Consider the following 14,584-nt stretch of genomic DNA (forward strand, 5'->3'; position numbering starts at 1 on the left):
AGTTAAGGTAGATAGGGAGTTATGATAAGTGCTGTAGGGGGAGACAGGTAATAATACGCAATTACTTTTGGAATGGCCTCTTCGTACTGGGCAAACAGGCAGTAAACTTCCACACCATTTCCTCTTGCATCTATGCCGGAGAATATTATTTATGGAGATAGATAATATGTGTTTATTGTATATGTATTCAAGGATGCCTCATGTAGGTTTGTGTACTGAAATTACCTAGTGAGAGAGGCTTTGTGCCATCGCCAGTGGCACAAGTTAAAATTGATGAAAAAGTCTGAAGTTCCCATACGATCACGGTAATAGTAACTTTGTTTTAATGATCTCGTAATAGGAATATGCAGTCTTTATCTTGGTACGTTTAATATCCTGCATCACGATGATGAAAGTCCCTTTGAAGTACTTCTGGATTTCATAAATCTTTAGTTTATGAACGATAACCCCTCGATGCACTCGTACAAATGAAGGTGGCAATCTGCTTTCCAGGTAACTGAGCGAGTATTCAATCAGCTTTTCCCCATCCATTGTATGCATCGCAACATACTTATCTTTTGCTTCAAAGAACAATACTTCCTCCACTTGTACAAGTTGTATTTTATTACCCACTTTTACAGGTATGGTGCTGATGATATTCGTTGTATGTTGTTCAGTTACTAGTTGCTTAATTTTTAGTAATAAGTCTGTATGGTTAGCCTTATGTTGGATGATCCGCTTGATAGTAATTGCCAATCGGGCATCGTCGAATGGTTTGAGAAGGTAGTCTATGGAATTCTTTTCGAACGCTTTCACTGCATACTCCTCATATGCAGTAACAAACACGATCAATGGTGTGTACGTTAAATGGTTTAATACATCGAAACCATTAAAGCCTGGGATGCGGATATCCAGAAAGACAAGTGCCGGTCGTTTGGCGTTTATGAACGCTATGGCTGAAGGCCCATCATGAGCTTCTCCTATTATTTTAATCTGTGGGAAGGCTTGCAATGCATGGCGCAAACGTTGAATAGCAATAGTTTCATCATCAACAAGCAAGGTGCTAATTTCTTCCTGGAAGGCTGAGTCGTACATGTTTCGAAGGTTGATTGATCAATTCGATACTATATCCTGTAGGATACAACAATTTTATTTTGTTCATCACCATTTGTAATCCCATACCGGAGGATGGTTCCTCTGGAAATGCCGGGCCTGTGTCATGAATGGTAATAATAATATGCTCCCCGGTTAATTGTATTGTCACATCTATAGAACCTTTATCTGAACTGCTTTCAATTCCGTGTTTTACGGCATTTTCAACAAGCGGTTGCAATATAAATGAGGGGATAAGTAAATTATTCGTAGTAGGGGCCACCCTTATATTAAATTGCATCCTATTTTCATAGCGAATCTGTTGCATATGAAGATAGGTACTGATGATTTCTACCTCATCAGCAACTGTGTGAAACGTACTACTGTTTTTGTTGAGGGTAAACCGGAAGAATTTGGATAGTAAGATCACGAGTTGTTCTGCCTTTTGCGGGTTAGTCGTGATCAACCCTGCAATTGAATTGTGTACATTGTATAAGAAGTGGGGATTTATCTTAGCGCGGAGTAATTCCAACTCAAATACTGTTTGCTGCTGTTCTAACTGCAATAGCCGATATTGTTGTTGTAGAATACGGCTGTTTAATTGGCTTCTCCATTCTTCACTCACATACATAGGAATGCCTATGACGAATACTATGATGGTATTTAGTATATAAATATTGCCTCCATTGAACCATTTAAATGGCTGCTGAGACCATAAGGCTGAACGAAGTAGAAGTGTTAGCTCTGTTCCCACCAATGCAACTATAATAAGCAAACCCAGTATGATAATGATTTTGCCTACAGGATTTTGCAGGTTATTGATGAAATAATGCCGGTTGTAAATTAATATGCATAACAATCCTCCAATACAAACACTAGATAGCGTGTTTATATACACTTGCTCTGGACGATGGTTTATTGTATAGTAAGTGTATAAACCAAACGCCAGCCCTATTAGAATGCATATCAACAAGATTTTTATGAAAAATCGCATGTTAGTACACTTGTTTTAAGAAACTATTCTCTTTGCTGCATTTTTATTACGGAGCGATCCAAAGATAATCATTATCCATAGCAAGCCTAAGAAGGTCGGTAGAATCTGACTATAGGGCTTGAATTGTGGGAATACGGTACCACTGAAAGCCGATACTGCAGCCATATAAGATGCAAGCATTTTGTAAACATGCTCATATATAAAAGATTGTTGTAAGAATCTAACAGGCATCCATCCTCTGCATAGATCATATATGGTCAATAAGAATAATGCACCCAATGTTGGATATATAACGGCAGGGGACCAATACAATCCAATGCTGTTAATATAATATAGGTAGTACACCGCAGACGATATTACAATTATTGGAACAATATAGTCAAGGAAACGCGGTTTCTGCCCCCGGAGTCGCATGGTACGTATACCACTAAAGCAGTTATATCCGCTTAGTAATGTCAGCACCAACAAAAATGTATTTCTCCCGAATATAATCACGCCAGCCATTGCCGTTACCACTATTATAATCATCAACCAAGTGAAAATGGTACCATACCTGCGATGTTTTGCCGCCTTTTTTCTTGTTAAAAAGGCTATCATTCCAATTATTAAAGCCCCGCTCCCTGCGATAACGTGCATTAGAATGTTTAATTGGTGTAATTTTTCCATAGTTATTCCCTTTTATTTACATTCAAAAGAACAGCATCAGGTGGATTTGGAGAATCAGTTTCCGACGAAGAAGGATATTTGCCGATGAAGAAAGATAAATGAAGCGTAGAAGCCTTGTTAAGAGCGCTTGAATTCCGGAGTACCTGTATGCCACATTTAGTTATATAATAATAACATTGTGCGCATTTGAAACACTGATTAAATATGCTATTTTCGGATGATAAATCCTTTTTATGCGCGTATTGATGTTATTATTTATCCTGTTTACCTGTGTAAAGGTCTCCACCGCCCAATTTCAGGGCAAAAACTGGTCGAAAGGCACTTATTATGATAATCAGGGCAACAAGCATGCAGGCTATCTGTGCTGGATTGCTCCTGATGAGACTTCGAAAGTGACTGAAACCGTTATCTATTTTAAGAATGATGTCAAGGGAAATGAATTAAAAATCGATCCCCGTTCCTTGCAACGCTTTACTATTGAACGCGATAGTTATGGCAGCATTGATAGCTTTATTGTATCTAATAATCCCTTGTTTGCACAAAAGCCGGTGATTGAAGTGCTTGTCGGTAGAAATCAGGTGAAGCTGTATAGAAGTCTTTCGTTTGTGATGAGTAAGGCCGTTAGGTGGGCCGACGGGAGAGTAACCCCGGCCTCCAAGGTAATGCATTACGATTATTATTTTGGCCCAAGCGATGAACAACTAACACTTTTGGGGGAGAATAATTTCTATGAAAGCATGCAGGCTGTTATGGCTGATAGTGATGCAGCCACCAAAATGCTTAAGAATAAGGAATTAGCATTTAAAGATATTGTGTCTTTATTATATGTTTACACCTATGGTGGTCTGCCGCCTGCATGATGACCAGTATACAAGGCAGCAACCATAAAGATCTGTAATACTCAAAGAATTACTGTCGGCTCACATTAAACAATGAAAGCCATCTCCAGGAAATGGGGGTGGCTTTCACTGTTTAACGATGAAGCCATAAATTTCTTTAAAGTAAAACTGAAAGTCCTCTGATGGAATACGATGGTGACCGTTGTGCCGGTAGTTTGGAGAAAACTGACACATAACCGCTGAAAAATGTACGTTTTTATACGAATGATGTACGATTGTATTCCTCCCCATTTAGCCATGCGACTATATTTGCCGGTACAGTGAACAAAGCCGCGTTAATGAATAGTAACGTACCTACTGCAGTAGTACTTATGACGATTTCAGTGTCTCCCAGCTATTTTTTGGGAGCAGTGAAACAGTAATTTAATAACAGCCAAAGTCAATTTCCTTAGGGAAAATTATTTCCACCGTCAACTATCAGTTATGTCAAAAAGAAATTTTTATCTGTGGCCAACTGCAAATTCCACCTGGATCTACTTACTGATCTTCATTTTTATTTGTCATGGTGTGATGTATGCACAGAATGCAAAGCAATTTAACATTAAAGGTAAAATCGTAGACGCTAATGGGGAGGGGATTCCCGGCGCCAGTATCCAAATTAAAGGAACTACTGTAGGAATAAAAACAGGATCTGATGGTTCATTCAACCTGATCGCGCCAGATGGAGCAGTGCTGGCTGTCTCTCATATGGGATTTGTTACCAGTGAAATTCCTGTCAATGAACGGTCTAATTACAATATTGTATTGAATACCAATGATGTAAAACTTGGAGAGATAGTCGTGGTAGGATATGGAGAGCAGCGTAAGTCTGATCTTACAGGTTCTATCGTTTCTATAAAACCTGCACAGGTGATGAAAAGTATGCCAGTCGCCAATATAGAGAGTGCTATGCAGGGACGAATGGCTGGGGTAAGTGTGATTCCTTCAGGAGATCCCAATCAGGGAGCTACTATTAGGATAAGAGGACTAAGTTCATTTAATAATGATGGAGGCCCGCTGGTAGTAATAGATGGTTTTGTTGGGGGAGGCCTTAATGCTGTTGGACCTAATAACATTGAATCGCTGGAGGTCCTGAAAGATGCTTCTGCTACAGCTATTTATGGCTCACGGGCCGCTAATGGAGTAATCCTTGTAACTACCAGGTCGGGAGTTGCAGGCAAACCCAGGATTACATTTAACTCCTTTCTGAGCTTTAAAAAGCCGCCTGCTCTTCCGGCTACTATGTCTGCCGGAGAATTTGCCCGCCTGTATAATTCCTATGGACGGGAGATTGCACAGTCCAGTGGCAATGCTGTGAAAGTCTATTATACGGATGCCCAGATAGCGCAGTTTGACCAGGGGATTGGCGAATACAAGTATGCCGACCATATGTTCAACAATACAGCAGTGGAGCAGAATTATGATTTGTCTGTGTCTGGCGGAAGTAAAGATACTAAGTACCTGTTATCTCTTATTTATAATGATAATAATGGCGTGGCTGCGAGGTCTGGCAAAAAAACGGGAACTGTATTCATGAAGGTGGATAGTAAATTGTCGAACAAAATTGATGCAGGACTGAATTTCAGGATGAATTACAATACTGGGGTGAGTCCCTCTTTCTCTTATTGGCGCAACCCTGTGATTGATGCTATCACGATGCCCACCACCGTCCTACCTAAAAACGAAAAAGGAGAATACAATAATATCACGCCTATGGGCGAAAAGTATAATCCAATGGGTATTATATGGGAAATGGATCGAAGCAGCTATAATTATAATCCCATTTTACAAGGTTTTGTAAATGTAAAACTATTCAAAGGGCTCTCTTTTCGTACACAACAGAAATTGGATTTTTATACGCAGCAGGACCGTACGGTGAATAATAAGTTTAGTTCCAACTATATGACGAACCGAAAAACGGATGCTGCAGTCTACATGGCGCAAAATCGTAGTTGGATCAGTTCAAATATACTTACTTACAATAAAGAGCTGCAAGAACATCGACTCACATTAACCGGCGTTTTTGATCAGGAAATGAATGAGTCTTACTACCAGCAGGGAACAGGAGTGGACCTGGTATCAGTAGGCGTTGGAGCCGATAACCTTTCTCTTTCTAAAACAATGACGAGTACTACTGGTAAAACAATAACGACCCTGATGTCTTTCGTTGGAAGGATAAACTATGTGTATGGTAACCGGTATTTGTTGACGGCCTCCTTACGTCGGGATGGCTCCTCCAGGCTATCTCCGGAAAACCGCTGGCAGACATTCACAGCGTATGCAGCTGCCTGGAACATGGACCAGGAAAGGTTTCTGAAAAATAGTAAAATGATCAGTCAATGGAAATGGCGACTGAGTTATGGGGAGACCGGAAACCAGGGAGGTAGGCCCTATGCCAGCTTTACAGAACTAAAATCATCCCGCGACGCTTCCGGAAATTTAGGATTTTCAGTATCACAAATGGGGAACAAGAACCTCACCTGGGAGCGGAATAAACAGATCAGCGCCGGTGTAGACCTGGGATTTTTTAATAACAGGGCCACTGCTACCATTGAATACTATAAACGTACCACCACTGATGCACTTTTTGACCTGACCATGCCTCTGTACTCTGGGTTTACCTCAGCTATTGCGAATGTCGGAGAGATTCAGAGCAAAGGAGTAGATATTACCCTGGGCGGCGACCCTATTGTGAAGAATAACTTCTCCTGGAATACTGCACTGACATTGACATTCGGAAAGGCCACCGTGGAAGATCTGGGCGCAGACCGGGCATTTACAAAACTGGATGGTCCGGAATTTCAATACTTCCGGTTGGTGAAACATGAAAAACTGGGGACGATGTATGGTTACCTCAATGAAGGGGTATACAAAAGTTCAGAAGCTGCAGAAGCAACCAAATACAATACAGAGCCGGGTGGCTATAAATACAAAGACATCAATAATGATGGATTGATTAATGACCAGGATGTGGTGAAAATAGGAAATGGACAACCACCCTTTAACTGGGGCTGGAATAATAGTTTTTCATTTAAGAATATAGATCTGAGCTTATATTTTACCGGATACCATGGATTTGATATTTACAACCGCGTAAAGGAGGAGACCATGCTTATTGGCATTAACTCGCAATTGGCCCCTACACCAGACTACCGTAACAGATGGATCAAAGATGTAAATGAAGACGCAAAAATAGCCGGATTTGTACAGCGTCACAATCAGAAAACCCCCTCCTCCCAGTATGTTGAAAGAGGCGACTTTGTAAGATTAAAAAGCATTACCCTGGGTTATACCCTAAGGGATGCTGCCTGTAAAAAGTGGGGTATTTCATCCCTCAGGATATATGGCTCTGCTCAGAACCTGCTTACATTCACCGGTTACTCTGGTATAGACCCGGAAGTGTCGTTGAAAACGCCAGTGCGTTCGGGGCTTGACTATGGCTATTATCCGAGCGGTAAGAGTTTTGTGGCGGGTGTAAATGTTTCTTTCTAACAATGGTCTTATCCGGGTTACTCACTTTGAAAATTTAACATATGAAAAGAATCACGCAATATATTATCGGTACATTGTTGCTTTGCAGCAGTTGCGCCAAACTGGATCAGGCGCCACACAGCTTTCTCACTCCGGAAAATCTGGAGTATGATGAACAAGGCATACAGACAATGGCTAATGGCTTGTATACGGCCCTATGGATGGGCAACTGGGATTTCAGTTGCAGACAGGTTATTCTGATGCTTGGATCTGATGACATGATTTGTGGTACCATTACTAAAAGAGGCACGCAGGTGGATATCCTGAATAAAGATGCAGGTCTCCTGAAAGATGATATCAAAAGTTTATGGCTCAATATGTATAAAGTGATACAATTGAGTAACATGATGCTGACTGAAATTCCCAAATCCACTCAGGCAACACAGGAAGTTAAAAACAAATATCTTGGAGAAGCATATTTTATGAGAGGATATGCTTATTTTATGCTGGTAAGGATGTTCGGAGATGTTCCCGCTATTATTGATTATAATGCGGCTACAGATATTTTTGGCAATAAAAAAATTCCACGCACCCGTGTAGCTGATATCTATGATAAATTAATTGTAAATGATCTTCAACAGGCGGAGGCGCTGTTACCGGATATTCCCAGAAGCAATAATAATTCGAGGCCATGTAAATGGGCTGCCAAAACGATACTCGCAGATGTTTATATCACTATGGCAGGTTGGCCGTTGAAACGTACGGAGATGTATACCAAAGCTGCTGAAAAGGCAAAGGAGGTGATAGATGGACATAAGTATCGGCTGATGGATAATTACAGCGATTTATGGCTTTTATCAAGAATGTCTGATATGACGGAACACATATTCGCATTGAACCATTCTGTTACGCAAGGTACTGGCGGCCAATATGGTATTTCCTATCTAGCGGCGGAGGAAACCGGATGGGGCGATTACCTGGGAGACTCCCTTTTCTATGAAAAATATCCGAATGATAAAAGAAAAGAATGGAACTACGTGACGACATTTACGGGTAATGGTGTGACCATTAATTTTAAACAAACACCTTTACATGCTCCTGCTATAGGTAAATATCGAAATTGGGGCACTAAATCGTCTATTGTGGATGGCATTACGCCTATATGCAGATATGCAGACGCCCTCTTGCTGTATGCAGAAGCACAAAATAAAGCGGATGGCGCACCCAATTCCTTATCTTACGATTGTGTGAATCAGATTCGTAAACGTGGAAATGGCGGTGTGGCCAATGACCTGCAGCCGGGTCTTTCCGCTGATTCCTTCACTAAGGCAGTTGCTGATGAAAGAGGATGGGAATTTTTTGCTGAATTCAGACGTTGGCATGAGCTCGTACGCACGCAACAAGTAGAAGCAGTCAACCGTCTTACCGTTACACAGAAAACCAAAAATCAATACCTGATGCCTGTACCTGTAGATGAACTTACCGTTACAGGATGGCAACAAAATCCCGGTTATTAAATATTATTAACAGCTACAGATCATACCGCACCTTATATGAAGCAATTGATTCATGGCATCTTGCTGACTTTATGTTGTATCAGCCTTTCCCGGGCAGCGGATATCTCTTTCAGAAAGTTGTCCACGGAAACAGGCTTGTCCCATAACTCTATAACATCATTGTTTCAGGATGGAAAAGGTTTCATATGGATAGGTACTCGTGAAGGTCTGAACTGTTATAACGGCAATAGTATAAACCAATATAGAGCTGTTGAAAGAGATAGCTCCCGTCTCAACGGGAGCTTTATTAGAACCATTACCGGGAATGGTAAGGATAAGGTTTATATCCTGAATACAAACGGTATTGTTGAATATGATGATGTCCTCGATCGCTTTAATTTCTTGTTTGCCGGCCAATTCCAGCAGATCTGTTATATGAGAGGACATCTCTATATTTTGGATCGAACCAATATTTATGAGCTTAATGAAAAAGATAATAGCAGGAGGATAGTTTTCAGTTTACCAGATCCGAGACTTGTATTGACTTTTATGCGGATGGATTCATCCGGTAATATGTGGATAGGTACGGAGAAAGGTGGACTCTATCTGAGAAAAAAAGATAGTGGGTTACTGAAGAAAGTAATTGATGACATCCATGTGATTGATATTTACCAGGATTCGGGCGGAGAGATATGGGTGGGGAGTTGGGAGCACGGCCTCTTTCGGATTAATGGCGAACGCATTATTAATTACCGGCATCAAGCGCAAAACCCTCATACAATTTCCTCTGATTTTGTAAGATGTACTGTGGAGGATAATAAGGGAGAAATATGGGTGGGAACCTTTCGGGGGCTTAATAAGCTGGACAAAAATACGGGACAGTTTACGGCCTATAATGACACCGATACCAACACAGGATTAAGTAATGCATCTGTATGGAGTATTATCAAAGACCAGCAAGGAACAATATGGGTTGGGACATATTTTGGCGGCGTCAATTATTTTAATCCTGCATATGAGATCTACACTTTCTATCGCAAAAGTGAATCGGCAGGTAAAGGACTTAGCTCTGCTGTTGTGGGAAAAATGACAGAAGATGCCAATGATAATCTATGGGTTTGCACAGAAGGGGGAGGATTGAATCAATTGAATAAAAAAACAGGTCAGTTTACCTGGTATAAACACGATCCCGGGAAAAACAGTATCTCCCAGAATAACCTGAAGGCTATCTGTTTTGATAAGAAGCGGAACGCTTTGTGGATAGGGACTCACCTGGGAGGCCTTAATAAGATGGATCTTGCCACCAGGAAGTTTACTCATTTTCCTGTCAATGAGAATGATTCTACTGCTATCCCTTCCAACATAATACGGGAAATTATACCTTACGGAGATCAAATAATACTTGCTACCAGCAAAGGCATTGTAAAATTTAATCCTGAAACAGGGAAGAGTACCCGACTTTTGGATGTCGATGGCTTTACCCTATTGATAGATAAAAAGGGGGTGTTATGGGTGGCAGGTATTGGAACCGGAGTATTCGCCTATCATTTCGATACAAAAGAGTTTAGGCACTATCCGGGTGAACCAGGAAAACCCGGAAAGCTGTCAGGAGCACTGGTAAACAGAATTTTAGAAGATAAGAATGGAATGCTGTGGTTTGGTACGGCTGCCTCCGGGTTAAATCTCTTTTGCCCGGAAACGGATGATTTCAAACATTTTGATTTGGAAAAGAATGGGGTGGCCAGTAACAGCATTTATGACCTGTACGAATCATCTTCCGGCAACCTGATCATTGTTACAAATCAAAGTTTTACTTTATTTAATCCCAAGCATAATTCGTTTAAGGATTACCGTTATGAATATGGGTTCCCTTTAGGAGCGATGAATGAGAATGGGCTGTTTGTAGATAGGGAAGGAAGAATATTTTTAGGGGGAGTAAATGGGATGGTGTCCTTTTTTGAAAAAGACCTCGAAAATCAGGATAAACCATATGATATCATATTAGAGCGATTAATCGTTAACAACAAGCTGATGACGGCAGGTGATGACCCACAATTGCTCCAGCAAAGCCTTTCTAATACCAGCGCCATAACTTTGAGTAGCAAATACTCCGTTTTCAGTATCGAATGGGCCACCAATAATTTTATTCCTGCTAATAGTGATAATATCGTTTATAAGTTGGAGGGCTTTTCTGATAACTGGATTCCAGCAACAAAAAATCATCCGATCACATATACCAATTTGTCTCCTGGTTTGTATAAACTGATCATAAAATCCCAAAAGCCCGGTGGCCCGAGAAAAGAACTGCTGATCAGGATACTGCCTCCTTTTTATAAAACAGTATGGATGTACCTCCTGTACTTCTTGCTATTTGCGGCGATCATGTACTACGTATTTAAAGCGTACAAAACAAAGATTCGATTGCAGGAATCACTACGTTATGAGCAACGGCATATTCGTGATATTGAATCGATGAATCAGGCAAAACTTCGCTTTTTTACCAGTATTTCCCATGAGTTCAGAACCCCTTTGACTTTGATCATTGGACAGATAGAACAATTGTTGCTGCTTCAGGGAAGTATTCCTCCGCATGTTTTAAAAAAAGTATCAGGTATTCATCATCACAGTATTCAGTTGCGGGATCTGATCACAGAGTTATTGGATTTTAGGAAACAGGAAGAGGGACACCTGCGGATTAAAGGGGGACGACAAAACCTGAGCGCTTTCATTCGTCAGGAATTTAAATATTTTGAGTCCTATGCTTCCGCCAGAAAAATCGATTTCCTGCTGGACCAGCAGGGGCCGGATATACAGGCGTGGTTTGATGCCAGGCAAATGCAGAAGGTTGTCAATAACCTCCTCTCTAACGCCTTCAGGCATACGGTGGCGGGAGGGATGGTCACCTTGTCCCTCCAACAGGAAAAAGATAGTGCAATAATGAAAGTGGCAGATACTGGAAAAGGCATTGCACCGGAGCATTTACCTTATGTGTTTGATCCTTTCTACCAGGTAGATGATACGGCTGACACCTTATTTAGCACCGGACTAGGGCTTACATTAGCGAAGAGTATTGTGGAGCTTCATCATGGGACCATCACCGTAGAAAGCCAAATTGGTACAGGAACTACCTTTATTATCAGATTGCCATTCGATAATGCGGTGGTTTATGACGAACCTTTACCGGAGATGTTGACAGCACCCTTGGTGATGGAGCGATTACCATTGTTTATTCCAGGTGAGGATACATTGCCTGAGATGGGGGATCAGACTGATACAAGTAAGAAGCGATTGCTGATAGTGGAGGATAATCCAGACTTAAGAGAAATGATGAGGAACCTCTTTAATGAATACTACCTGGTGGAGTCGGCAGGAGATGGTAAAGAAGGATTGGAGAAGGCTCGCTCCACTGCTCCGGACATTATTATCAGTGATGTGCTGATGCCTCAGATGACTGGTACCGAACTTTGCAGGAAACTAAAGTCAGATTACATTACTTCTCATATCCCAATCATTTTACTAACTGCGAGAGCATCGGTAGAACATACCCTGGAAGGCCTGCTGACAGGGGCTGACGACTATATACCCAAACCATTTAATACCAGTTTATTACTAGCAAGGTGTCATAACATCATCAATAACCGGGTGCTACTGCAGGAAAAATTCGGTAAACAACCAGACTTAGGGCCACAAGTATTAGCGACTAACCTGGTGGATAAAAAATTTCTGGAAGAAGCTACCCGCATCATAGAGAGCAACCTTGATAATCCGGATTTTAATGTAGCGGTGTTTTCCCGGGAAATGGGTATAGCCCGCACCAACCTATTTGTAAAGCTAAAGGCGGTAACAGGAAAAACGCCGAATGATTTTATTGCTACACTGCGTTTAAAGAAAGGGGCTTACCTACTGCAGACAGATCCGGAAATTAGCGTCGCTGCTATCGCTGAGCGTATTGGATTCAGTTCATCTCAATACTTCAGCCGTTGCTTTAAAGAAATCTATCAGCTCTCCCCATTGGCCTACCGCAAGCGTTTTTTTGATATTCATGAGAAAGACAACCAGGAAGAATAAGAATTGGGAGAAATGTACTTTTTGATATTTTTTTCAGACGAAATTACTATCTCCCGCCTCTTACTACTTATATCTTCGGGCTGCCATTAACGCTTTGAATTGCTAAACGGCATTTTTCAAAAGTCGCGGCCAGAACTATTTCTAAAAACAGGCTGCCATGGCTGACCTGGAGAATGCTCCTTTTTGTTATTAATTATTCATCTGCCAAAATGATTACCTGTACAACAACGGTATTTGTTCGTACGGGTTTTAATGATGCGTCTATTCAATCTGAACGTTATGAAAAAGAAATTTATATCGCCCCTGTTGCGGTTTTATGTCATGATCGCTGTCTGCGTAATTGCCTCGTTGTCTTCTCTTGCCCAACAATACCAGCCCGATTGGAAATCATTGGACAGCAGGGAAATGCCGGAGTGGTATCAGCGGGATAAGTTCGGCATTTTTATTCACTGGGGAGTATATGCCGTCCCCGCCTGGGCGCCTCCAGTATTGAAGCCAGGAGAAAAAAAGGACCGGAGTTTTTCAGAATGGTACTGGAAACACTTGCATGATAGCGTGGATTATTTTGTAAAACATCACGAGGAGTTTTATGGAGATAAGATAAAATACCAGGATTTCGCAGGGAACTTCAAAGCGGAAAATTTTGATCCCGGCTTTTGGGCGGAGCTATTCCGCCGTTCTGGCGCCAGGTATGTAGTACTAACATCCAAACACCATGATGGATTTGCTTTGTGGCCAAGTCGTTTTTCCAGAAACTGGAATAGCGTAGACATAGGCCCCCACAGGAATATCTGTAAAGAACTTTCAGCGGCCGTCACGGCTGCAGGCTTGAAGATGGGATTCTACTATTCGCTTTATGAGTGGTTTCATCCACTTATGTGGAAGGATTCTACACGTTATGTAAATGATTATATGCTACCGCAGTTGAAAGAGTTAGTGGAGGATTTACGACCTTCCCTTTTGTTTGCAGACGGGGAATGGGATTTCAGCAGCAAACTATGGAAAAGTGAATCCTTCTTAGCCTGGTTGTATAATAATAGTGCAGTAAGAGATAGTATTGTGGTAAACGACCGATGGGGCTCAGATTGCAGAGCAAGACACGGAGGATATTATTCGACTGAATTTTCCAGCAACTTATCTGATTATAAGGCCCATTCCCGGCTTAGCCTTTGGGAAGAGTGCCGTGGCATAGGAAAATCATTTGGATATAATGCCATTGAAAACCTGGAGGATTATCAAACTTCAGATAGCCTTATCACCAATCTGATAGAAATCGTATCTCATGGTGGTAATTTCCTGCTAAATGTAGGCCCAACTGCAGATGGCCGCATTCCTGTGATTATGCAGCAACGCCTGCAAGACATAGGCGACTGGCTGAAAGTAAATGGTGAGGCCATTTTTGGTACTGTTATCTGGGATAAAGATAAACAGCAGTTAAACCGTAAACACAATCCCTATACCTATTATACCCGAAAAGGGAAAGATTTGTATGCACTTTGTACAAATTGGCCAGAGGGAAAAATCATCATACATGGAATCAGGAAGTTTAAAAAAGTTCGGCTCCTGGGAGCCGGCCAATTGGAAGTAAAGGCTACACTTAAAAATGACCAGTTGACAATTGTTCCGCCAGTTATTTCGCCAAACACTGAACCATGTAAATGGGCGTGGGTATTTAAAATTGAGGACGTGATTTAGGCCTGTCACCGGGGCTATCTGAGTCTCTTTAAGGTTTTTTGATTGGGTAAAAAGGCTTGCAGTTATGAAGTGCCCCCAAAAGTTTAGACACTTTTGGGGGCATTTTTATGAGTGCAAGAAAGAAACACAGTTTTGCCTTTAAGGTAAAAGCAATCAGACTAGTGGAAAAGGGTCAGAGCATTATGTCCACATCGGATGACCTGGACATAAGCCCTTCATTACTATTAAAATGGTGGGATTACTAT

At 41.4% G+C, this 14,584-nt stretch carries 9 protein-coding genes; 6 read left to right on the forward strand and 3 right to left on the reverse strand.

The window, feature by feature from the left end:
- Positions 1 to 300: 300 nt before the first annotated feature.
- Genes CLV59_RS28630 through CLV59_RS28640 form a run of 3 tightly spaced genes read right to left on the reverse strand, consistent with a single transcriptional unit; the run spans position 301 to position 2,731 of the window.
- Entirely contained in the window at positions 301 to 1,074 is a 774-nt protein-coding gene (locus CLV59_RS28630) for a LytR/AlgR family response regulator transcription factor (RefSeq protein WP_111595546.1), read from the reverse strand.
- On the reverse strand, positions 1,043 to 2,065 hold the full coding sequence (locus tag CLV59_RS28635) for a sensor histidine kinase (RefSeq protein WP_111595547.1): 1,023 nt from the start codon (positions 2,063 to 2,065) through the stop codon (positions 1,043 to 1,045). The genes CLV59_RS28630 and CLV59_RS28635 overlap by 32 nt, the downstream gene beginning before the upstream one ends.
- A 15-nt stretch (positions 2,066 to 2,080) precedes the next feature.
- Positions 2,081 to 2,731 carry a DUF2306 domain-containing protein gene (locus CLV59_RS28640; protein WP_111595548.1) on the reverse strand — a complete coding sequence of 217 codons (651 nt, stop codon included), beginning with the start codon at positions 2,729 to 2,731 and terminating at the stop codon, positions 2,081 to 2,083.
- Positions 2,732 to 2,964: 233 nt separating this feature from the next.
- On the opposite strand from CLV59_RS28640, the gene CLV59_RS28645 reads away from it, so the two are divergent.
- From CLV59_RS28645 to CLV59_RS29545, 6 genes are all read left to right on the forward strand, one after another.
- Positions 2,965 to 3,591: a hypothetical protein gene (locus tag CLV59_RS28645; protein WP_111595549.1), complete on the forward strand. Its 627-nt coding sequence runs from the start codon at positions 2,965 to 2,967 to the stop codon at positions 3,589 to 3,591.
- A gap of 462 nt (positions 3,592 to 4,053) precedes the next feature.
- On the forward strand, positions 4,054 to 7,101 hold the full coding sequence (locus tag CLV59_RS28655) for a SusC/RagA family TonB-linked outer membrane protein (RefSeq protein WP_111595551.1): 3,048 nt from the start codon (positions 4,054 to 4,056) through the stop codon (positions 7,099 to 7,101).
- Between the two features lie 41 nt (positions 7,102 to 7,142).
- Positions 7,143 to 8,597, forward strand: coding sequence for a RagB/SusD family nutrient uptake outer membrane protein (locus CLV59_RS28660; RefSeq protein ID WP_111595552.1), 1,455 nt, complete (start codon positions 7,143 to 7,145; stop codon positions 8,595 to 8,597).
- A 36-nt stretch (positions 8,598 to 8,633) separates the two neighbouring features.
- Entirely contained in the window at positions 8,634 to 12,644 is a 4,011-nt protein-coding gene (locus CLV59_RS28665; RefSeq protein ID WP_211324046.1) for a hybrid sensor histidine kinase/response regulator, read from the forward strand.
- 279 nt (positions 12,645 to 12,923) lie between these two features.
- On the forward strand, positions 12,924 to 14,339 hold the full coding sequence (locus tag CLV59_RS28670) for an alpha-L-fucosidase (RefSeq protein WP_111595554.1): 1,416 nt from the start codon (positions 12,924 to 12,926) through the stop codon (positions 14,337 to 14,339).
- 107 nt (positions 14,340 to 14,446) lie between these two features.
- On the forward strand, positions 14,447 to 14,584 hold a 138-nt coding region (locus CLV59_RS29545), incomplete at its 3' end, for a transposase (RefSeq protein ID WP_146616177.1).

Origin of the sequence: Chitinophaga dinghuensis (assembly GCF_003259435.1) — a bacterium.
GTDB classification, from domain to species: Bacteria; Bacteroidota; Bacteroidia; order Chitinophagales; family Chitinophagaceae; genus Chitinophaga; species Chitinophaga dinghuensis.